Annotated in this window: 19 protein-coding genes and 2 pseudogenes; 8 read left to right on the top strand and 13 right to left on the bottom strand. The window is 51.0% G+C overall.

What is annotated here, in order from left to right:
• Window positions 1-192 precede the first annotated feature (192 nt).
• Genes ACT3TY_RS06720 through ACT3TY_RS06705 form a run of 4 tightly spaced genes read right to left on the bottom strand, consistent with a single transcriptional unit; the run spans window position 193 to window position 5,466 of the window.
• Window positions 193-669, bottom strand: a complete 477-nt coding sequence (locus tag ACT3TY_RS06720) for a small multi-drug export protein (RefSeq protein WP_119676905.1) — start codon at window positions 667-669, stop codon at window positions 193-195.
• Window positions 670-3,711, bottom strand: a complete 3,042-nt coding sequence (locus ACT3TY_RS06715; RefSeq protein WP_110069143.1) for an efflux RND transporter permease subunit — start codon at window positions 3,709-3,711, stop codon at window positions 670-672.
• Window positions 3,711-4,841: an efflux RND transporter periplasmic adaptor subunit gene (locus tag ACT3TY_RS06710; protein ID WP_110069144.1), complete on the bottom strand. Its 1,131-nt coding sequence runs from the start codon at window positions 4,839-4,841 to the stop codon at window positions 3,711-3,713. The genes ACT3TY_RS06715 and ACT3TY_RS06710 overlap by 1 nt, the downstream gene beginning before the upstream one ends.
• A gap of 34 nt (window positions 4,842-4,875) precedes the next feature.
• Entirely contained in the window at window positions 4,876-5,466 is a 591-nt protein-coding gene (locus tag ACT3TY_RS06705) for a TetR/AcrR family transcriptional regulator (RefSeq protein WP_110069145.1), read from the bottom strand.
• Between the two features lie 1,043 nt (window positions 5,467-6,509).
• Between ACT3TY_RS06705 and nhaD the strand changes: the two genes are divergently transcribed.
• Window positions 6,510-7,976: a sodium:proton antiporter NhaD gene (gene nhaD, locus ACT3TY_RS06700; RefSeq protein ID WP_444627719.1), complete on the top strand. Its 1,467-nt coding sequence runs from the start codon at window positions 6,510-6,512 to the stop codon at window positions 7,974-7,976.
• A gap of 132 nt (window positions 7,977-8,108) precedes the next feature.
• Here nhaD and ACT3TY_RS06695 read toward each other — a convergent pair whose 3' ends face one another.
• From ACT3TY_RS06695 to ACT3TY_RS06680, 4 genes and pseudogenes are all read right to left on the bottom strand, one after another.
• Window positions 8,109-8,711 carry a CBS domain-containing protein gene (locus ACT3TY_RS06695; protein ID WP_444627717.1) on the bottom strand — a complete coding sequence of 201 codons (603 nt, stop codon included), beginning with the start codon at window positions 8,709-8,711 and terminating at the stop codon, window positions 8,109-8,111.
• Between the two features lie 100 nt (window positions 8,712-8,811).
• The gene (locus ACT3TY_RS06690; protein WP_444627772.1) at window positions 8,812-9,327 is read right to left on the bottom strand and encodes a sensor histidine kinase; all 516 of its coding nucleotides are present in this window, start codon (window positions 9,325-9,327) and stop codon (window positions 8,812-8,814) included.
• A 24-nt stretch (window positions 9,328-9,351) separates the two neighbouring features.
• A pseudogene (locus ACT3TY_RS06685) lies at window positions 9,352-10,107 on the bottom strand (sensor histidine kinase N-terminal domain-containing protein); the annotation flags it as partial.
• A 56-nt stretch (window positions 10,108-10,163) separates the two neighbouring features.
• Window positions 10,164-10,844 (bottom strand): response regulator, encoded by a 681-nt coding sequence (locus ACT3TY_RS06680; RefSeq protein WP_444627715.1) that lies wholly within the window; start codon window positions 10,842-10,844, stop codon window positions 10,164-10,166.
• 117 nt (window positions 10,845-10,961) lie between these two features.
• Between ACT3TY_RS06680 and ACT3TY_RS06675 the strand changes: the two genes are divergently transcribed.
• Complete coding sequence (locus ACT3TY_RS06675) at window positions 10,962-11,861, top strand: GNAT family N-acetyltransferase (RefSeq protein ID WP_444627714.1); 900 nt, start codon at window positions 10,962-10,964, stop codon at window positions 11,859-11,861.
• Between the two features lie 407 nt (window positions 11,862-12,268).
• A complete protein-coding gene (locus tag ACT3TY_RS06670) occupies window positions 12,269-12,730 on the top strand; it encodes a c-type cytochrome (protein WP_444627713.1) in 462 nt (153 codons plus the stop codon).
• Between the two features lie 52 nt (window positions 12,731-12,782).
• Here the strand turns inward: ACT3TY_RS06670 and rep are convergent, their stop codons facing one another.
• On the bottom strand, window positions 12,783-14,852 hold the full coding sequence (rep, locus tag ACT3TY_RS06665; RefSeq protein WP_444627711.1) for a DNA helicase Rep: 2,070 nt from the start codon (window positions 14,850-14,852) through the stop codon (window positions 12,783-12,785).
• Between the two features lie 76 nt (window positions 14,853-14,928).
• On the opposite strand from rep, the gene ACT3TY_RS06660 reads away from it, so the two are divergent.
• Window positions 14,929-15,399, top strand: coding sequence for a tRNA (cytidine(34)-2'-O)-methyltransferase (locus ACT3TY_RS06660; RefSeq protein WP_193056952.1), 471 nt, complete (start codon window positions 14,929-14,931; stop codon window positions 15,397-15,399).
• Here the strand turns inward: ACT3TY_RS06660 and pyrE are convergent, their stop codons facing one another.
• Window positions 15,400-16,065, bottom strand: coding sequence for an orotate phosphoribosyltransferase (pyrE, locus tag ACT3TY_RS06655; protein ID WP_444627709.1), 666 nt, complete (start codon window positions 16,063-16,065; stop codon window positions 15,400-15,402). It abuts the gene before it with no gap.
• Window positions 16,066-16,206: 141 nt separating this feature from the next.
• On the opposite strand from pyrE, the gene ACT3TY_RS06650 reads away from it, so the two are divergent.
• Window positions 16,207-16,974, top strand: a complete 768-nt coding sequence (locus tag ACT3TY_RS06650; RefSeq protein ID WP_087110235.1) for an exodeoxyribonuclease III — start codon at window positions 16,207-16,209, stop codon at window positions 16,972-16,974.
• A 78-nt stretch (window positions 16,975-17,052) separates the two neighbouring features.
• Here the strand turns inward: ACT3TY_RS06650 and rph are convergent, their stop codons facing one another.
• Window positions 17,053-17,790, bottom strand: coding sequence for a ribonuclease PH (gene rph, locus ACT3TY_RS06645; RefSeq protein WP_172118704.1), 738 nt, complete (start codon window positions 17,788-17,790; stop codon window positions 17,053-17,055).
• Window positions 17,791-17,919: 129 nt separating this feature from the next.
• Here rph and ACT3TY_RS06640 point away from each other — a divergent pair, with 129 nt between their 5' ends.
• Window positions 17,920-18,798 (top strand): YicC/YloC family endoribonuclease, encoded by an 879-nt coding sequence (locus tag ACT3TY_RS06640; RefSeq protein WP_444627707.1) that lies wholly within the window; start codon window positions 17,920-17,922, stop codon window positions 18,796-18,798.
• A 133-nt stretch (window positions 18,799-18,931) separates the two neighbouring features.
• A complete protein-coding gene (locus ACT3TY_RS06635; protein ID WP_444627706.1) occupies window positions 18,932-19,201 on the top strand; it encodes a JAB domain-containing protein in 270 nt (89 codons plus the stop codon).
• A 22-nt stretch (window positions 19,202-19,223) separates the two neighbouring features.
• Here ACT3TY_RS06635 and ACT3TY_RS06630 read toward each other — a convergent pair whose 3' ends face one another.
• Both ACT3TY_RS06630 and ACT3TY_RS06625 read right to left on the bottom strand, forming a co-directional pair.
• A complete protein-coding gene (locus tag ACT3TY_RS06630; protein ID WP_444627704.1) occupies window positions 19,224-19,712 on the bottom strand; it encodes a hypothetical protein in 489 nt (162 codons plus the stop codon).
• Window positions 19,687-20,778 (bottom strand): helix-turn-helix domain-containing protein, encoded by a 1,092-nt coding sequence (locus ACT3TY_RS06625; RefSeq protein ID WP_444627702.1) that lies wholly within the window; start codon window positions 20,776-20,778, stop codon window positions 19,687-19,689. The genes ACT3TY_RS06630 and ACT3TY_RS06625 overlap by 26 nt, the downstream gene beginning before the upstream one ends.
• 359 nt (window positions 20,779-21,137) lie before the next feature.
• Here ACT3TY_RS06625 and ACT3TY_RS06620 point away from each other — a divergent pair.
• Window positions 21,138-21,638, top strand: a pseudogene (locus tag ACT3TY_RS06620) (DUF932 domain-containing protein).
• Window positions 21,639-21,901 lie beyond the last annotated feature (263 nt).

Genomic DNA, 21,901 nt, shown 5'->3' with positions numbered 1-21,901 from the left:
TATGTGTGTTCGTTTCGATTTAACAGCTTGTACTAGCCTAAGTTAATAGTGTAGCTGAGATAGTTGAGATAGGTATGGGGATGAGCCTGAATTTGGCGTGGAGTGAAGTTACCGATTAAGAGTATTGGTAACTTGTAAGTAATGGTAACCAGCCTTGTGGCTGGCTACCGGAAAAGCTTCTGTTTTGTGCCATCACATAAAGGGAAGCTGTTTTTCTTCTCCTATCTGAGTGATCCCCAATGACGCCAAAAATCCAAATAGTAACGAACAGACCAGCAGTGATAAGGTAAACCAAAACATAACAACCTTTCTACTAGCCCCCATGGCAATTGCGAATGCCCCAGCGGCATGGATACCAATCAAAAATGGCCCCAGAAAAGCTAGGCCTGGAACACCAAATTTTTCCATAATTACATGTTTACGATCCGTTATGTCGGGGGCAGCTTGCTCAGTTTCGGGTTTATTTCGCCAGCGCTGCATAAATAACTTAACTTTTTCACTGGCATAAATTATGGGTAACAGCGAAAGCAAATTTCCGAAAAAGCCTGCAAGTGCAGCGGGAAACCATGGTAACCCAGCAATAACACCCAATGGGACGGCAATCCAAACTTCGAGCACCGGAATCGCCGCCCCCACAAAGACACTGATATAGAGTAATAAATCATTCATTTAGATCGCCCTTGCTGCTTTTTTTGTGAAGAACAAAACATATAAGCTTGGCACAACGATAAAGGATGCAATGGTGCCTGAAATGAGGCCACCCATTATCACAACGTTAAACGAGCGCCATAGCGGATCATTGGCGATAAGCAAAGGAAGCAGCCCTAAAATAGTGGTTATTTGTGTCAACATAATAGGGCGAAACCGTTGCATTAAAGCCGATTTGAGTGATTCAAGCTCAGATTTTCCTGCGTCTTTCTCGATATCAATTTGTTCGATAATTAGCATAGCATTCGACACAATAATGCCTATTAGGGCGAATATCGCTAAATTCGCCATAAAATCGAAAGGCAGCCTGAAAATGATCAGTGCTAAAAGTAACCCAATGGCACAGAAGGGGATACTTAGTACGATGATCGCCACCTTACGAAACGAGTTGTACTTGTGGATGAACAAAATGATCATCATTAGTACACAAAGTGGTAGGAAAGCAAAAATAGCTTCTGCGGTGACCTCGCTCTCTTCAATCTCTCCACCAAACTCGATTTGCACTTTGTCAGTATTGCGAACTTGCTCCAACGTTTCTGCGATGTTGGAAACCAACTCTTTAGAGGTCATCGCCGGATTAAGCGCTGTCACTGTCAGGGTTGGCCGTAAGTTTCTCTTTTTCACAATCGACGGATGAAACTCTGTATCAACGCGAGCAATTTCTGATAAATAAACGGTTTTATCAGAAGATTGTGAGAAAATCTGAATATTATTTAATTGCGACAGTGTCGCGTTATCTGTTGGCATTGCCAGCATAATAGGCAGCAAGAACTCTCCTTCCCGAAGCTCAGATGCACTCTCTCCGAGAGTATTTTTCCTAAGAGCGGAAAAAATGTCTTCTCGTGTGACTCCGGCATAGCTTGCTGCGGCTTGGTCTACATTTACCACTAAGCTGGGGATAGGTTGTTCCCAGTCCTGTTTGATGTTAATCGTCCCATGTACGTTGCTAAGCGCCTCTTGAATCGTTGCAGCAGCCTGTAATAAATCACTATGGTTGTTGCCGATGATTCTAATGGCTGCTTCGCCTGGAGGCGTGGAGCCCATGAAAAACGGGTTGATCCCGAGCTTGGCATAGGGGAAAACGGGGGGCATCTCAGCCCTAAGTTGGCTTACAAAGGCCGCAACATTGGTTTCTTTACTAAGATTGACAACAAAGTAAGCGGTATGCGGAGCCGGATCTGGCGGATTCAGGCCCAGGATAAAGCGTGGTCCTCCTTCACTAACATACGCAGTAGCGCCTGTAATCTGCGGAAAACGTTGTTCCTCTGCAAGCCATCGCGTCATTTCTTGTGCGACTTCAGCTGTGCGGTTTGCAGGCGTGCCCGCTGGGAGCTCAAGGGATATTTGCATTTGTGAGCGCTCAGACGGTGGAAAGAATGCCTCTGGAATAGTCGCAGATAAAAATAACGATAGGATCAGGCTTGCTGTCGCACCTGCTAAAAATGCTTTTGGCCAGCTGATGACTTTGTCCCAAAAGCGAGACATGATCAACATTAAGCGCGAGAGCTTACTTTGCTCAGATGTTTTTTTCCCTTTCCTGATAGACCACTGCGCCAAAATCGGCACCAGCATAATGGCAACAAACCAGGAAATGATCAGCATTACGCCAATGACGATGGTTAGCGTCTGCATATAAATCGCAGTGATATTATCGGTGAACATAGGTGGGGCGAATGCCAGGATAACCGTTAGGCTAGCAATCAGCATTGGCGTACCCAGTGTCTTTCCGGCGTGTAAGGCTGCTGATTTCCCAGACTCACCTTGATTAATACGTTTTGAGATATCCTCAACAATCACCATCGGGTTATCAACCAAGATCCCAAGTGCAATGATAAACGAGGCGATACTAACCTCATTAAGCTCAACACCAAGCACACGTAAAACGACTAATGTCATAATGCCTGTAATGGGGACAGCAAGTCCCACCAGTGAACCCGCACGTATTCCTAGCGCAATGACTGTTACGGCTGTAACCACCAAAATGGTTTGTAACAGCGTTGATATCATTGATGATATCACTCGGCTTACGACTTCACCCTGGTCGGTAATGATTTTCAATTGAAAGCCAGCGGGTAAATCGTATTCCCACTGCGCTATTTGTGTGCGAAGGCGATCATTGAAATCGACCATGTTAACGCCTGGTGTCATATAACCTGCAACAACAATAGCCTGCCCCCCATTTAGATAGGCGGCGGTATTAAGCGGTTGTGCCGCTGACCTTATTACATCAGCTAGCGTGTCAAGTGGTAACTGGCTGCCGTCTTGCAGCACAATAGGGATCGCTTTAATATCCTCGATAGAGTTATAGCCGCCTCTGACATAAATACGACTCTCCTGGTCGCTAAAATTCACTCTGGCAATATCATCAAGCGAATTGTTTTTATGCAATTGCAGGTAGATATCATTTGGCTTGATCGAAAATTTGGACGCAGCAAAAGGCTTTAGATTGATAGTCACTTGCTCCTCGGTGACACCATGCAAGGTGACTTTATCCATACCAGGGATATCGTAAAGAAAATCCCGCAGCTCACTGGCTTTATTTCTAAGTTGCTCAAACGTGTGATTGGGGGCACTAATTGCAACAGTCATCACGGCAACGGCGTCATAACTATCGTTAACAAAAGGCCCAGACACACCATCGGGAAGTGAGTTTTGCACATCCTGCATTTTCGCTCTGACTCTGAGCCATGATTGCGCGTAGTCTGGTGTTCCGTCCTTAATTTCCAAAGAGATATGGATCTCTCCGGCACGAATAGACGTCGTGATATTTTTAGTTTCTTCCAGTTCACGCAAAGCACGTTCAACCGGGCGCGCCAATAGCGATTCCGTTTGATAAATATCTAAGCCAGGGTGATAGGCGGTAATCACAGTGACATTTATCGGTAGTGTGGGCTCTTCCTGAGATGGGTAACTCGGGTATAACGCCAACCCTATGCTCGTAAGCATAAAAAACAGAAAGAGCACTAAACGGCTGTTAGCAAGTGAGAAGCCTGTAATGGACATTAACGCGTCTCCCCTAAAACACGAACCTGTTGCCCGTCACTGATAAAGGCCGCTCCGGCTGCTACGTATCTCTCTCCGAGTTTCAACTCAGCATTAATAATGTAGCCTGTAGGTTGAATATCGATAATTTGTACAGGTTTTTTACTAACGGTATTGGACTCACCGTTAAAAGAGTATAAGAAAGCACTGTTACTTGTTGCTTCAACATAAACTGCGCCGTGAGGAACCAAGAGAACGTTTTCGCTATTCTTCAGTCGATAGTTCACTGCGACCACGATACCTGGCGGTAAAAAATTGCCCTCTGGCACTTGTATACGCAGTTTAACCGGCAAGCTTAAACCATTACTTGCTCGCTCTGCGATGTGGGACACCTCAGCCTCAAAAGACTTCCCTTGATGACTAATACTGATAACCTGTTCATTTGTAGAACGTAGAGCATTTGCCAAAGATACAGGGATTGATGATTCAACAATAAGTTGGGCTGAACTGTCGAAAGTAAAAATGACCTGATTCTGAGCGACCTCTTCAAAGGGTTCAACTTGCCTGGTAGAGACAACACCATCATAAGGGGCTTTTATTACTGCTTGAGAGAGTTCTCTTTCTGTGAGTCTGACTCTACTTTGTGCTTCACGGACAGAGGCTTGAGCGGTTAAAAAAAGCGTTCTAGCAGCGTCTAGATCTTGCTGTGAAACTGCATTATTTGATTTGAGGCGATTAAGCCGTTCATAGTTTGCTTGGTGCTCTTCAAGCGCGATTTGCGCTTTTGAGGCTTCAGAACGGGCGTTATCGACCGCGAGTTGATAAGGCTCAAGATCCAGTGTCGCCATGATATCGCCCGCTTTTAACCGGCTACCAATATCTACCAGCACCTTTTGCACTTTGCCAGGAACGCCAAATGAGAGCTGCGCTCTGCTCTCTGTTTGTGTTATTCCAGAAAAGCGAGATTCTTGGTAATGCGCGTTTGCACCTACTTCATTGAGCGTAACCACTCGAATGTTCTGCTCAGTGGGCTCAGGTATACTTTCACTGCTGCATCCCTGGAATAGGACAAGCAGGCTAACCAATGCATACTTGCTGAATTTCTTTAATAATATAACTGATCGTTCGAGTATATAAAGTGGCGAACTCATATCAAACCCTCTTGAGGTATGGCTTAAATATTAATTACTTTTTTGGTGTAAGAAGGGTCTGAACAAGCTGACGTAAAAGCTCCCGCGAATACTCGATATCCGCAGTCGCTATCTGGCAGGACAAACCATCAATGTAAGCAAAGATATAGTGGGTTATCTGCTCGGGTGTGAGCAAATAACTTGCCTCATCTTTATCCTGTAATTTCTTAATCATGGCACAACAGGTGTCAAAGAGCTCTTGACCTGAATCCTGTACCGCTTTCTTAATTTCTGGGTTTCTGGATGACTCTGCGAGGATCTCCAGATACATAATAGTTCCTGTTTTATCGCCTGTGAGATAGGCCTCTTGCTCCAAAGCATCCATAAAATCACTAGCGCTTTCAATTCTTCTCAAGGCATCGAGATCTCTAGAAGAATAGCGTTTGGCAATTTCCAGAATGAGTTCATTTTTTGAGGAAAAGTATTGATAGAGGCTTGCCTGGCTGACTTTTGCAACACGAGAAATCTCCGCCATGCCAGCGCCATGAAAGCCTTTTTTAACAAAGCATTGCACAGCACCATCAAGAATAGCCTCGATTTTAGCCTCTCGAGCTGCATAATTCACTGGACGACCTAAATTAGACATAAAAGCACCACTTACTTTAGTGAGTGATCAATCATATAAGTTGGAGTGATTTGTGTCAACTGATATCGAGTGACTTAGAAGTGGATTTTTCTGAATGTTACTATCTTTATTATTTTTATAAAAATAGCTTTAGGGTTTTACGGGCAATCTATTACCAACTTTATTAATTTACAAAGACTATTATCTTATTGATTAATAGGCTTCGGAGAGCAGTAAGTTTCTAACTTTATTTGATTACCACAAACGGTTCGTTGAATGCTCTTACGGCAATACCCTAAAGGTTGGATGAAGTGTCCAACCTTTAGGGGCGAGAATGGTTTGCTGGTTAGCATGATGTTCAGTGTTACCCGCCTATTGCTCTACGTTTTCGTTCGCTTCGAGCCTCGCAAGTGGCGAGAGTACCGTGTGCCACACTTTTTCTTCCAAATGCGGCAACTGGCTTTTCTCCAGCTCAGTTAGGCCGTACTCATCCGGGTTTTTCAAAACGTCATGGAATTTGACGATACGGCAGTCGTAGCGATCACTTCATCTTCATTCCCCTCCAGATAATTCTTAAGTTTTTGCAAGATGTCATGGATATTGTCTAAATATGCATCCATCAGCGGGCTCCTTTTTTGTTTGATGGTCTTTTACAGGAGGGTATTTGCTCTTTGTGTACATGGGGGGACTTATCCAGCGTGCTATCGTGTTAGTGAGAGCGTGTTTATTAACGATGCTAACGATTGATACAACAAGAAATAAAAATACGATGGCGTTACGCACACTGGCATCTTGTTTTAAGTAATACCCGCGTTGTTATAGCGGCTGAACGACGATCTGATTTTTTTAACAGCCATTATTCCTGTGATCTGCTGTCCTGAAAAAAAGAAGCTCATGGCCCATTGAATGAGCAAACGTAATAAGTTGTTCGGACACTATAAAACAGCGTTACAAGGTGCGACAATTAGGCGCACCTTGCGAGTCAGCGCTGCGTTGCAGCAGTTTATTAGCGTGCTTATCATGGTGGCACGCTCTCTCCCCACATCTGTCAGGATCACGCTGTCATGAAACCACAAAACGTCCTTGCACCTCGGCTCTCAGCTCGCCGGGTCGCTTGGTTGTTGATTGCTCTCTGTGCTGTTGTCTTTCCTTCTCTCTCTTATGCCGCTGCTGGCCCACTGAATTTAACGCTCTCTCTTGCCGGTATTGCGTGTGTTGGTATCTTTGTACTTGCCTATGCTCTGGTAATGTCTGAAGAGCTTCTCCACATGCGTAAATCCAAGCCAGTTCTGGTAGCGGCGGGGCTTATTTGGGCCATTGTGGCATGGGTGTATGTGCAGGCCGGTATGCCTGAAGAGGCAGAAATCGCCTTTCGGGAAACGTTGCTCGAATATACCGAACTATTGCTGTTTTTGCTGGTGGCGATGACCTATATCAACGCCATGGAAGAGCGGCGTATATTTGACGCATTGCGTGCCTGGTTGGTGCGTAAAGGGTTTAGCTACCGCAGCCTTTTTTGGATTACCGGTTTTCTCGCATTTGGTATTTCTGCGATAGCCAATAACATGACCACGGCTATGTTGATGTGCGCGGTAATCCTGAAAGTGGCTGAAGGTGATAACAAGTTTATTAGCCTGTGCTGCGTTAACGTGGTGGTGGCCTCCAATGCTGGCGGCGCATTTAGCCCCTTTGGGGATATCACGACGCTGATGGTTTGGCAGGCAGGACAAGTGCCGTTTAGCGGCTTCTTTGTACTGTTATTACCCGCTATCGTTAACTTTATGGTGCCTGCGGTCATCATGAACTTCTTTATTGTTAACCGCCAACCGGCAGCGCTTACTGAAAACGTCTGGCTCAAGCGGGGCGCACGCCGGATCATTGCGCTGTTTTTGCTGACCGTTGCCATCTCCGTACTCTGCCACTCGGTTCTGCACCTGCCGCCTGCAATGGGCATGATGTTTGGTTTAGGACTACTGCAGTTCTTTGGATACTACCTGCGGCGCAGCCTGCCGCGCTCGTTAGAGCGTAAACGGGTACGTTATTCACGCCGCGGCGACTGGAAGAAGCTGGAGCAATTAGGCAGCGTGGTGCCGTTTGATATCTTTAGCCGTATCGCACGTTCTGAGTGGGATACGCTGCTGTTCTTCTACGGCGTCGTACTGTGTGTGGGCGGGCTTGGCTTTATGGGGTATTTAAGCCTGCTGTCTGAAACGCTCTATGGCAGTTGGAATCCCATCTGGGCTAACGTTGTGTTAGGGCTGATTTCAGCCGTGGTGGATAACATTCCAGTCATGTTTGCCGTGCTTTCCATGGCGCCCGATATGTCTGAAGGCAACTGGCTGCTGATTACGCTTACCGCTGGTGTTGGGGGAAGCCTGCTCGCCATGGGGTCAGCGGCTGGCGTTGCCTTGATGGGCCAGGCACGGGGTATTTATACCTTTATGGTTCACTTGCGCTGGGTGCCGGCTATTTTTCTGGGTTATGCCGCGAGTGTAGCGACACACTTATTTATCAACGCCTCCATGTTCTAGTGGTTAGGTGTTAATCTTTAGGGATTAACACGTTATTGATAGAACACTAAAAAAAACGCCTCTTACCGTTTTTGGTAAGGGGCGTTTTAGATGATAAATATGTTTAACAACAGTTAACGGATACTTTTAAATTTACAGGTCGTGACCGGTAATCACTTGGCAAATATCGGCAAAGCTGCTCGCGACGGGAACCACCGTACTAACTTGCTTACCCACGGTGTTTTGAATATCGGTGGCTGATATTAAGCCACGAATGGTCAGTGCGTTATGGTCGTCGTACTGAGTGATCAACAGGTGCTGTTCAGTCACGTCTTCCATGACCAAGACAAGGTCTTCAATCGTCAGCGCCGAGAGCTGTTCCAGCGTCATCGCACTGAGTTTATCCCAAGAAGTCATGATCATATCCGCGGTTATTTCGTCGCGGTCAAGATTGCGCTGCTGCATGGCCAGGTTAATACGGCGTGTGCCGATCAACTCTTTGGCGGTAAGAATACCGATGCAGTGCTCATTTTTGTCGGTTACAAACAGAAGCCGCACACCGCTATAACGCATTTTGAGATGCGCCTCGTCAACAGGCGTGTCGGCGGCGACTGAATGAGGTTTCAGCGTTTGAAAGTCGGTAAGTACATCCAGCGCTGGACTTTCAGTCGTTAACCGCTTGGCACTCGGCGACTTAAGGCGGGGAGCGGCGCTGAATTTAATTAACGTTTTAGGTGCAAAAGCCACTTGATTCATCAGGGAACCTCCATTTTTATTTGGCCAACGGCTTACTGCCAATCAGCCTGGTACCCTCAGAGTCACAGTTAATTCTTATCGGAACCTTAAGGCTTGAAAACTAGCCTTGGCCGCTGTGGCGATTAAGCGTGACCTGTACGCGCAAACCACCCCCAGGCGCATCATCAAATACCAGGCTGCCCGCATGCTGCGCCACTATCCGTTCCACAATGGATAATCCCAACCCTGACCCTGCGCCGGGGCCTGCGCGGTGAAAGCGCTCTGTAACGGCCTTGCGGGCTGATAAAGGAATCCCCGGGCCCTGGTCATCCACTACTAAAATAATGGCGCTCGATTCTGCCTTAAGCTGAACGTGGATAGTTCCTTGAGGGGGAGAGTGCTGAATGGCGTTGCCCACCAGGTTTTGCACGAGTGCTCCCAAGGTGCCAGGGACTTCGTTTAACGCCCACTGGCCTTGTTCATCGGCCTCTAGCTGCAGCGTTTGCTGCTGTTGCTGGGCGAGGGGAAGTAGCTTGGCCAGCGCGTCACGTACCTCAAACAGCGCATCAACAGGGCGTAATGGCAGGCTTGTTTCATCCGGGTCAAGCCTTGCCAGAGTTAACAGCTGGCTGACCAAATGCGTCGAACGGGCAACGCCTTGGCGCAAATAATGAAGCGACTCCTCACGGTCCTGTGGGTTTTCTGCGGCCAAGGCGTTTTGGGCATGAAGGTCGAGTACGGCAAGCGGCGTACGCAGTTCATGGGCGGCATCAGCGATAAAACGTTTTTCGCGCTCGCGTAAACGCTGGATGCGCATCAACAGGCGATTGAGTGCACCGGAAATCGTCGCCAGCTCATACGGCAGAGGCGCAAGCTTAAGGGGTTGAAGATTATGTGGGTCTCGGTTGCGGATTTGCTCTGCCATTCTCGACAGCGGTGAAAGCCCCCAGCCGATGCTCCACCACAATAAAGACGTTAAGACGATTAACCCCATAAATTCGGGCAGCAGCGTACGCAGCGCTACCCGCCTGACCAAACGTAAGCGGATATCGTCACGCTCACCCACAATGACCCTGCGTCCCTCGGCAAGCGAAAGCGTATAGGTTTGCCACGTTTGCCCCTGGTACTGTTGCCGGGTGTAGCCACTTTGCGATACGGCAAGCGGCGCTAATGGTGCATCGGTTGAGCGCAGCAGCAGTTTATCGCCTTCCCACAGTTGAAAGACGAGTGCCTCAGGATTGCGCTGCTTGGTTTGCAGCGTATTTTCTACGCTTTGCAGAAGTGCCTGCTGATACGCGGGCGGAATAGGCGCCTGCATGAGCTCACCCAAAAGATGCGCGTGACGGGCAAGGCTTGCATCGTGCAACTGCTGAATTTCGTGCGTGGCGTAACGGTAGCTAACCACGCTAATGACCATAATACTGAGCAGAAACAGCAGCAGTGTGAGCCCTAAGGTTCGCCGGCGGATAGAGTTCACTGTTCGCCTCCCGGCGGCGCTTTATCCATCACATAGCCAATGCCGCGTACGGTGCGAATCACCTCAGGGAACAGCTTGCGCCGTAAATGATGAATATGAACTTCAATGGCGTTGCTCTCGACATCCTCATCCCAGCCATAAATCAGGCTGGTCAGTGTATCGCGGGTAAAGACCCTGCCCGGGTGGCCCATAAATTCCTGCAACAGGGTAAATTCGCGCCGTGAAAGGGTAATGACGTTATCCTGATAGCTGACGCTTAGGGTAAGCGGTTCCAGGCGGATACCGCGACACTCCAGGTAATTATCCAATTGCCCCTGGCTACGCCTTAGCAGTGCCCGTAAACGGGCCTTGAGCTCTTCTACTTCAAAGGGCTTGACCAGGTAATCATCGGCCCCAGCATCCAGCCCCGCTATGCGGTCGTTGATACCGTCGCGGGCGGTGAGTACCAATATCGGAATTTGGCTACCTTGGCGGCGTACCGCCTTGATAATGTGAAGGCCATCCAAACCCGGCAAGCCCAAATCGAGAATAACAGCATCAAACGGCTCAGCCTCTTTTAGTGCCATAAGAGCGCTATTGCCGTTATCCAGGTGATCAACCGTATAGTGTTCCGGCTTGAGCGCCAGGCGAATGCCCGAAGACAAGCTGGCGTCGTCCTCAACCAGCAGTATGCGCATGGTGTTAGTCACTCCTGTAGCAACGGCCCGGTAAGAAGTAACAAAAGGTAGCATCGTTAGGGGGAGTCAGTCAGGATTAACATCAACGAAAGCAACACAGTGGCGCCCTGATTACTAATGAAGCCGACGGTCGATAGTGCATTTGTGAGTATTTGCCCTTCAACGCAGCGTAGGGAAGCCCTGCTTCACTTAGCGGCGGTGCATGAGCCGTCCTTGCAATCGGCGCTGCACACTGCCCTAACGTCAGCCCCGCAGGCAGCCTGGGACGGGCTATGGGTCTATCAGCAGCACGGCCGTATTAGCGGTGCGCTGTGGGTGCAGCCGCTCGCTCACGCCACCGCACAGCTATGGCTTCCTTGCCAGGATGATCCAGCAAGCCAAGCCTTACTAAGCGCTGCTCATGATTGGGTAACCACGCAGGGAATAACGCTTTTCCACGTGGTCTTGCCGCCCAGCCACTATGCGTGGGAGGCAACGCTGCTTGCGCATAATATGGTGCGCTTGGCTGAGCTACACTATTTGTCCATTACGCTGGCGGGCACGGAGGCGGTACCTTCAACGGATTCACCAATTTGGCTAGCACCTTTTAGTGAGCTAAGCACCGCCGCGCAAACTGCCCTGATCGATTCCATTAGTCAAGGCTCGCTGGACTGCCCATCACTGCGAGAATCACTTTCCAGCGAAGCCCTGCTAGCCGGTTTTTATGACCAGGCACCTACGGCACCGAACCATTGGTATAGCGTTAACCTGGGCGATGAGCGGGTGGGCGTGTTGCTGTTAGCACCGCGGTCGGCTCACTGTTGGGAGCTTTTATTAATGGGCGTCACGGCGCAATGGCGCAGCAAGGGCATCGGTCGAAACGTGTTAACCGCGGCTTTTAACCTGGCGATTAACCAAGGGGCAAACGAGATGATATTGACCGTCGATGCTCGCAATACGCCCGCTTGGCGCCTTTATCAGCAGGCGGGGTTCATCGGTTATGCCGAGCAGCGTCTGCTTGCCTGGAAAAATGCCTAGCTTACCGCTTCAAGCCCATGATGAAGCACGAGAATTTCTCTGTTCAAAAGGTAATATTAAGTATGCTGTTTAATTTTTCTTCTATACTGTGAGCGCGGTATTGAGGGATGCTTCTTTTATTCATGGAGGAAACGTTATGAAAATTTTGCTGTGGATTATTATCTTTATTTTTGCCGTAGGCCTTCTTACCCTTACGGGCGTCTTTAAGCTGATCTTCTAAACGTAGGCCTTTAAATCACCGTTTAGACCCTTTTGTTATTGCGTCACCCGATAGGTGGCTCTCACCTATCGCCCTCTGGCTATCTGTGAAAAAAAAGATATTATCTTCCCGGAATATTTTCCTGGAACACGGTTATCGATACAGGATTAAACGCCGCTATTATGGCGATAAAAGCCAAGGGGGCAGGGTGAATTTCAAATGTATGCTGGGCGGGATCGTCGCGTTAGGGGTGCTATCGAGCGCCGCGCTTGCTGATGCAGAGGCCGAGGATGCAGCGCTTGCCGAGCGCCTTGCGCCAGTTGGCAAGCTCTGCCTGCAAGGACAAACATGCCAACGTGCGGTGGCCCAGCCTGAACCTGATGCTTCCTTGCCAGAGGAGCCTGAATCGGAAGATATCGCCGACCAATACGATGGTGAAGCGCTGTATGCCAAGGCTGGCTGTGGCGCCTGCCATGCGGCAGGCATTGCGGGCGCTCCGGCAACGGGCGATAACGCCGCCTGGACCGCACGGCTCGCTCAAGGCACTGACACGCTTTACGCCAACGCCATTAAGGGGATTGGCGCGATGCCACCCAAGGGCGGTCGGTTTAATTTCAGCGATGATGAGATCAGGGCAGCGGTCGATTACATGATCGAAGAGGTCGAATAACCTGTCCACAAGCGGTTCTGGTGATCCACCTGTGGATAGTTTGGTCTGATCGTTACCCCAACAGAGAGCGCAGCCCGGCAATTGCATCCTTGCCGCGCGCCTGCTTCTTGTCCGGGTCCTCTTTATCCGCTCGACCTTCCCACTCCAGGTCTTCCCCAGGCAGTTCATCCAGAAAACGGCTGGGCTGGCAATCCATCAGCTCACCGTAGGCTTTGCGCTGGCGGGCAAGCGTGAGCGTGAGCGTACGCCGCGCCCGGGTAATACCCACGTAGGCCAGGCGGCGCTCCTCTTCCACGGTGCCCATTTCAATGGCATTGCGGTGGGGCAGCAGATCCTCTTCAAGGCCCAGCAGGTAGACATGCGGGAACTCAAGCCCTTTTGAAGCGTGCATGGTGAGCAGCTGTACGCGGTCCGAGTCATCCTCTTCGGCCTGCTGTTCCAGGATATCGCGCAGCACCAGCCGGGAAATTGCCGCCTCCACGCTATCGGTTTCAGTCGTCTCTGAGGCGGTATCTTCTTCCGGGTCACGGTTAAGCGACTTTTCCAACTGGTCGATCAGTATCCACACGTTGGCCATGCGCCGTTCAGCAATAGTCGGCGCACTGGCGTTCTGATAAAGCCACGCCTCGTAATCCATATCCCGCAGCATGTCGCAGATAGCGGCAATTGCATCGCCCTGATCCATGCGCTTGCGCACACCGTCGATAAAGTGGGTGAACCGGCTTAACCGCTCGACAGCGCGGGTGGGTAGCGTCTGTTCCAGGCCCATTTCATGACACGCTGCAAACAGGGAAATCGTCCGCTCGGTGGCATAGTTAGCCAGTTTCTCAAGCGTGCCTGGCCCAATCTCACGGCGCGGTACGTTTACTATCCGCAAAAAGGCGTTATCGTCGGCAGGGTTGATGAGTAGGCGCAGGTAGGCCATGGCGTCCTTGATCTCATTACGCGAGAAAAACGACGTGCCGCCGGACAGCTTGTAGGGAATTTGGTAATGCTGAAGCTTGAGCTCTAAAAGCCGTGCCTGAAAGTTGCCGCGATAAAGGACGGCAAAGTCGCGCCATTCAGCCTTTTCCTTGATACGCCGAGTCAGCATTTCGCTGGCTACGCGTTCAGACTCCGCCTCTTCATGGCGATTCACGATCACTCGAATCGGGGCGCCGTCGCCCATATCCGACCACAAGGTTTTATCGTAGACGTGCGGGTTATTGGCAATCAGCGTGTTGGCCGCACGCAGAATCGTCCCGGTCGAACGGTAGTTCTGCTCCAGCTTGATCACCTTCAGGCGCGGGAAGTCCTCGCCCAACGTGATCAGGTTCTCGGGGCGCGCACCGCGCCAGGCGTAGATTGACTGATCGTCGTCGCCCACCACGGTAAAGGTCGAGCGCTCGGCCATTAAAAGCTTCACCAGCAAATACTGGGACACGTTGGTGTCCTGGTACTCATCCACCAACATGTAGTGAATCTTGCGCCGCCAACGCGCCAGTGCCTCGGCATCGTTTTTCAAGAGCACGACGGGCAGTAGAATCAGGTCATCAAAATCCACCGCGTTGTAGGCTTTGAGATGACGGTTATAGGCTTCATAGACCCGAGCAGCAAAGTGGTCATCGTCATCGGCGGCAAAGGAAAGTGCGTCGCTGGGCAGCACCAGGTCGTTTTTCCAGGTGGATATTTTGCTCTGCACGGCATTGATCTGCTCGGCGTCGACCTGGGCGTCCTTGTTCATCAGGTCACGCAGCAGCGCCTTGGCATCTTCCGGGTCGAACAGCGAAAACCCCGGCTTGTACCCCAGCGTCTTCAGCTCGCCACGAATAATATTAAGCCCCAGGGTGTGAAAGGTGGAGACGGTAAGGCCATGACCCTCCTTGCCTTTCAACATTTGCCCTACGCGCTCTTTCATCTCGCGGGCGGCTTTGTTGGTGAACGTGACCGCCGCAATCCGGCGCGCACTCATTCCACATTCCTGAACCAGATACGCAATCTTGGTGGTGATAACGCTGGTTTTGCCGGAACCCGCGCCCGCTAATACCAGGCAGGGGCCATCAATGTAGCGCACGGCTTCCTGCTGGCGCGGGTTAAGGCCTTTAATGCGGCTAAGAATGGATTGCGGGGGCGAGGGCGTCATTAGGCACGTTATCCTTGGCGGTTTTTCATCTACAATCAGGCGTTTCTACGCGCATAACATGGATAGGCAGGTGGTGATGTTTGAAGTAGCGCTGTTTGAGCCGCGTATGGCACCCAATACGGGTAATATCATGCGCCTGGTAGCCAACAATGGCTGTCGTTTACATTTAATCGAGCCGCTGGGCTTTGATCTTGAAGAAAAAAAGCTGCGCCGTGCTGGGCTTGATTACCGCGACCTGGCTAATGTGACGCGTCATGCTGATTTTGCTGCGTTTCAAAACGCCATGCCGGGGCGACGTATCTGGGCGATTACCACCAAGGGTACACGGCCCCACAGCGAGGCAGATTTTGCGGCTGGCGATGTACTGCTGTTTGGTTCTGAAACGGCTGGTCTCTCTGCCGAGGTGCATCAGGCGCTGCCAGACGCCCAAAAGCTACGCATTCCCATGCAGCCCAATAATCGCAGCCTAAACCTTTCCAACGCGGTGGCTATTGTGAGCTATGAAGCGTGGCGCCAGCAAGGTTTTGCTGGCGCACTTGCTACTTAGCTAGGCGGCAATACCATAGCGGTCACGATAAGCGCGCACGGCTTCTGCATAGGCAAGCATTTCGCCACCAGCATGCTCTTCAAGGTAAGTAAGCACTTGCTCAAGCGTGACGATGCTCACCACCGGCATGCCATACTCGGCCTGGACTTCCTGAATGGCGCTCTGTTCGCTCTGGCCGCGCTCCTGACGGTCCAGGGCAATGATTACACCGCCTGCCCGGGAACCGCTTTGCTCAATTAGGCTCATGACTTCGCGGATGGCCGTACCGGCGGTAATCACATCATCAATGATCAGGATATCGCCCGCCAGTGGCGCACCCACAATGTTGCCGCCTTCGCCGTGGGTTTTGGCCTCCTTACGATTAAACGCGTAGGGCATGTCCTGGTCATGATGATCCGCCAGTGCCGCAGCGGTCACTGCCGCCAGCGGAATGCCTTTGTACGCTGGGCCAAACAGCACATCGGCTTTCAAGTCGCTGTCGACAATGGCCTGGGCATAAAAACGGCCTAACTTGGCCAGCGCGCGGCCGGTCTGGAATAGCCCAGCGTTAAAAAAGTAAGGGCTTACTCGCCCAGATTTAAGCGTAAACTCACCAAACTTGAGAACGCCCTGCTCAATGGCAAAGGCGATGAATTCGCGCTGATAGGATTGTAGAGTGGTAGCCACGGCGTTCCTCATTAGGCGGTGGGTGCATGTCAGCCTGAAGGCAACAATAAAACGCAGGTAAATAGCAAGAAATGGTTGGTCTCTTTACCCAAACGTCTAAACGTCGGGTATCATACAGCAGCGACGCAAAAGGGACGATTTATGAAAATTGCCAGCATCAATGTTAATGGTATACGTGATGCCGTCGACCGTGGCTTCCTGGACTGGCTGGCTCAGCAGGACGCCGATGTGGTCTGCGTGCAGAACATCAAGGCAAAAAGTTTTGAATTAGGTGACCATATTCTTTATCCGGAAGGCTATGAAGGCTATTTCCTGGATGCAGAAGAAGATGGGTTCGCCGGTGTTGGGCTTTACTGCCGCAAAATCCCCAAGGCGATCATGTATGGCTTGGGTTTTCCGCAGTGCGATCACGAAGGGCGCTTTCTGCAGGCGGATTATGACCGCTTCAGCATTGCTACCTTTTTGATGCCCGATGGCAGCGACCAGAAAGCCAAACAGGCGTTTATGGAGCAGTACCAGGAGTACCTGACGAAGATGTCGCGCAAACGTCGCGAATACATCATCTGTGGTACCTGGAATGTGGCCCATAAAACGGTCGATTTGGCCAATTGGTCGGATAACCAGCTCACCTCTGGCTTCCGCCCTGAGGAGCGCGCCTGGATGGATCAGGTGCTCGGCCCAACAGGGTTTATCGACACCTTCCGCGAAATCAATCGCGATGCTGGCGAATACACCTGGTGGCCGAAGCTTGACCAGGAAGTGCCACGCAGCCGTCAGGAAGGCTGGCGGATCGACTATCAGTTAGTCGGCCCCAACTTCCGTCGTCACGTGGTCGACGCATGGATCGATAAAGAGGCAACTTTCTCCGAGTACGCCCCGCTAATTGTCGAGTACGATCTCGCCCTTTAAGCATCTTTCCCGCGTCGTCGTTAACCAATGAGCCGGCCATGGACCATGGTCGGCTCATTGCGTTGGCGATTAAACGGCCTAACCGCGAATACCCAGCGCCTCACGCTGATGCTCAAGTAGCTCAGAGCCCGCCTTTTCGGCCAGGTCCAGCATGGCGTTTAGCTCCGTGCGGTTAAACGCGCCTGCCTCGGCCGTGCCCTGTACTTCAATCAGCTCGCCGCTTTCGGTCATCACCACGTTCAAATCGGTATCGGCCTTGCTGTCCTCGGGGTAGTCAAGGTCCAGCACCGGCGTGCCTTTATAGATACCCACTGAAATCGCGCTGACCAACTGTTTAAAAGGATCGCTTTTAATCTTCTTCTCACGCTGCAGATAACGAATGGCATCCACTAGCGCGACACAGCCACCCGTAATTGACGCCGTACGCGTGCCGCCGTCTGCCTGAATGACATCGCAGTCCACGGTGATCGTGAATTCGCCCATCTTTTTCAGGTCGACCGCTGCCCGCAGGCTCCGGCCAATCAAGCGCTGAATTTCCAGCGTGCGGCCACCCTGTTTGCCACGTGTCGCCTCACGCCCACTGCGTGAGTGGGTCGCACGGGGCAGCATGCCATATTCCGCGGTGATCCAGCCCTGGTTTTTGCCGCGCAGCCAGCGCGGTACGCCCATTTCTACGCTGGCATTACACAGCACTTTGGTATCGCCAAACTCAACCAGTACAGAGCCTTCCGCATGACGGGTATAGTCGCGGGTCAGGCGGATCTCACGCAGCTGGTTGGCCTCGCGACCACTGGGGCGAACAACTTCAGGACGCATAGCACCTCACAAAAAGCACTTCACAATAAGCGCGTAACTAGGAAAAGCCTCCTATTGTACACGTCTTCACGTTCAAGCCTGCCCTTATCGGGTAGACTGAGGAAAACGCGTTCTCAAAGGATAATCACCATGGCCACTTTACGTCGCGTACACAGCATGACCGCCTTTGCCCGTATTGAGGAGGCTGCTTCCTGGGGCACGCTGCACGTCGAAATTCGCTCGGTGAACCAGCGTTACCTGGAACCGCATTTTCGCCTACACGAAAGCCTGCGCGATCTCGAGCCGATACTCCGTGAAACCCTGCGAACCCGCCTGGCACGAGGCAAAGTAGAGTGCAGCATACGCTTTGAAAGCTCAGAAACCGTACAGGCCCCTACGGTAAATACCGCACGCCTGGCCGCGATTTCTGATGCGCTTACGACGATACAGCAGCACGTGCCCAGCGCCGTACCGCCCACCACGCTTGAGCTTTTAAACCAGCCTGGCGTGATGGAAACCCAACACCTGGATCAGTCCGCCATCAAAGCCGCCGCCAAAACGTTGTTTGAGCAAGCGCTGGAGGAACTCATCGATGCCCGAGCCCGTGAAGGCGACAAACTCGCCGAAATGATCAGCACACGCCTTGCCGCGGTAAGCGAGCAAGTCGCAACCGTCAAACGCCTGCTACCCCAGCTATTAGAGCGCCAGCGTGCCCAGCTACTGGAGCGTCTGGAGATAGCCAAAACGGAACTCGACCCTCAGCGCCTGGAAGCCGAGCTGGTACTGGTTGCCCAAAAAGCCGACGTAGACGAAGAGCTTGACCGCCTCACGGCCCATGTTGAAGAAGTCAGCCGCCAGCTTACTCAATCAGGCCCTAAAGGCCGCCGCCTGGATTTTCTGATGCAGGAGCTAAACCGCGAAGCCAATACGCTGTCATCCAAATCCATTGTGTCCGAAAGCACACGCTGCGCGGTAGAGCTTAAAGTGCTGATTGAGCAGATGCGTGAGCAGATTCAGAATATTGAGTGATGTCTACGGCTGTCTACCATGGTCCAGCCTAAGCTTCCGCTAGGTGGGTATTAAACCCGCATTGACGCCGCGAGCGCCTATCCGCGAGAAGTGCTGAAAGCCGCGCTGGCCTACAACGCGTCTGCCGTGATACTTGATACACAACCACCTCAGTGGTGGCCCAGAACCAAGTGGCTCAGATAGGCAAGTCAATGAGCGTCTAAAGGAAGCTCCGGGGCTGATGGATATTAAGGTGATTGATCATGTAGTGGTGGGAAGTGATGGGGTAAGTCATTTGCGAAGATGGGATATTTGTAATTGGTTAACTCTAAATGTGGCGCCGCTCCTGGGGGCGATCCCATCTGTTGAGCTGTTTGTTTTGTCTAATATTCATAGCCGACAAGAAGCCTTTTGCCTGCTCTGAGACGTCATCTTGAGCGCCGTATTTACCGCCATCGGCTTAGGCGTTGATGGCACTCGTTTTCCGGTAGCCTGGCACCCGCTTTTAGCATCGATTCCAAAGAGTCGGCCAGTTGGCTTGGCGAAAGAAGGGCATGAGCTTCCAGCTCATCTAATATCCAAAGTACACCACGAACCTCTAGTTTGCTTTGTTGCCCTGATTTCCTGAGCGCGCCGTCATTGGTCAGCAGCGTCCAGCCTCTTTCCTTGGCTAGGAAGTAGCACGACACATCCGCTAGTGAGGAATTACCCAATGTGTGGCGTAGCGTAAAAAGCGTTGCAACTTCCTCACCATTGAATGCCTCAACCACAAGGCCTAATCCCGTTAACTCTTGGCCAGGGGGCTTTTTCAATTCCCGCCACACAAAATCGGTGGTGACGAACTGGTGAGGTAGGGCAAACACGGTTTCAAGCAGGCAACTGCGGTGAAGATCTATCCAGATATTGGTATCAGAGACAAGAATTTTCGCTGACATGTTCACTGTCACCTGCCTGTCCGTTTGCCATGATTTCCTCAATCTCGCCGAGGCTTACACTGAGTAACTCCGCTGCTCTTGAAGGAGTAACCAGTCCTTCAGCCAGCGCCCTGTAAACCAATTGCTTCAGGCGATAGGATTTTTCAGGCTCTTGTCGACCAGGTTCACTTTTTCGAAAACCCTTCATCGACCACAGGCGAAAAGTGCTCTGATAAAAGCTCGAACTAACGATATCTAGGTCATATAACCGGCGCAAAGTAGCTTGAATAGAAATACCCCACTCCTCCTTGGCCAAAAGAAACTCCTGGAACAGCACCCGTTTGCGGTGCTCACCAAAGGTGACGCGCACTTGATTTGCAGGGAAGAGAAACGCCCCAGCAAAGCGGTGGCACCAGTTTTCTTCATCCCGAGTACCATGAAGCTCCTCAGGCAATGACATAACCAAATGTCCTAGCTCATGGGCGAGATTAAAACGCTGACGTTCACCAGGACGCTCAGTATTACTGACAATAACGGCATCCGCGCCATCGTTGACGAGGGCGCAAAGCCCATCAAATTTTTCGTGAGCCTGAAGACTGACGACTTTAATGCCATTTTCTTCCAGGGTTTCAGTCAGATTGGCGATGGGGTTTAGCCCAAGCTGCCATTCTTCGCGCAGTTTATTAGCTGCCTGTTCAACCTCATCGATATTGGATACGGAAAAACGCTGATGCCATTTGGAAAATTCATCAGGTGATTGGCCGGTTTGGAACAGGCTCTCTGCCGCTAAATAGCGCTCAAGGTGCTCACAAACTTGCTCCTTGACGGCTTCTTGCTGGCGCTTTCCGAAGGCAGAGTGCTTACGGAAATCTACTTTTCCCAGCTTTACTGAGTCTGAACGGAAAAAATACTCAGGGTTAACCCCAAGTGCGTCCGCTAGTTGGATCAAGCGAGTCGAATTGGGCGCGTCCTTGCCCTGTTCATATTTCGACAGAGCTTGCTTGGTTATGCCCCCCAGCAGATCGGCTAATTGCTGCAAGGTCATATTCTTAAGGACACGCGCACGATGTATACGATCATGCAGCATGATTTTCTACCTTGTTTTAAGGTGGGTTAAGTTGACAATATGGTGATTGGTCTGGCTCCTGTCAACCTGGTATGTAGGTTTAAACATAGAGACACTACATATAGTGGTTTCCTTACTAGAAAACTACTGCGAGAGAGACAAGGAAGATGAAATGAATAAAGGGTTCCCAGCCAAGGTTGCCGCCTTGGTCGGGAGGATTACCACCTCACCGAATACGCGGGGTATGAGCTAGAAACCGCTGGCGTACTGAAAGGTGGTCGTAAGTTTTGGACCTTGGCACGCAGTGGGTTAAGCACCTCGCTTAAGGCCAGGATGAAGTAAACCACTATTTACTACTGGCGGCCTCGTGTGATGGCACCTTGGCGACGATGGCCACACCTACAACGGTGCGCGTGGTGTGCAATAACACGTTGCAAATCGCGGTAGACGGCACCTCGCAAGCGGTTAAGGTGCCGCATCGCTCGGAGTTCGATCCGCGTGCGGTGAAGAGCCAACTGGGGATTTCCGTCTCGCAGTGGAACGACTTCATGTACCACATGAAAGCCTTGGCAAAACGCAAGGTTGGTCACCATGAAGCGCAGCACTATTTCCAGTCGGTGATTTGCGGGGCCGAGAAACCGATAGACGATCCCTCTAAGCTACCCAACTACCGTGCTCTGAATAAAGTACAGAAGCTTTACCATCATGGCGAAGGCCGGGGTTCTCAGTTGGTGACTGCCTAAGACACAGCCTGGGGCTTGCTCAATGCCGTGACCGAGCATGTCGATCACGATAAACGGGCACGCAGCAACGGTACCCGCATGGATTCAGCCTGGTTCGGCCAAGGCGCGCAACTCAAGCAAGAGGCATTGGATGCCTAAAATTTAACCTAAAAGCAGGCATAATAGATAGCTCACTGAAATATTTCACCTTATATTCGATCCTAAAGATTTAGCCATTCAGGCCGATAAAGTAAACATTGGCGAAAACGCGCTTGAATTGTCAATAATTATGCAATATTGAAACTAATTAAAATGAGCCAAAGGGAGGCGACATGGACATTTCTGAAAAACCACAGCCAGAACAAGAAAGCGATAGCGTACTGGAACAAATGCTACCCGCGTTAATTGGCTGGAGTGTTGCT

Source organism: Halomonas sp. AOP22-C1-8 (genome assembly GCF_052378905.1).
In the GTDB taxonomy this organism is placed as follows: domain Bacteria; phylum Pseudomonadota; class Gammaproteobacteria; order Pseudomonadales; family Halomonadaceae; genus Vreelandella; species Vreelandella citrativorans.
This window is presented reverse-complemented; position numbering and strand designations above follow the sequence as displayed.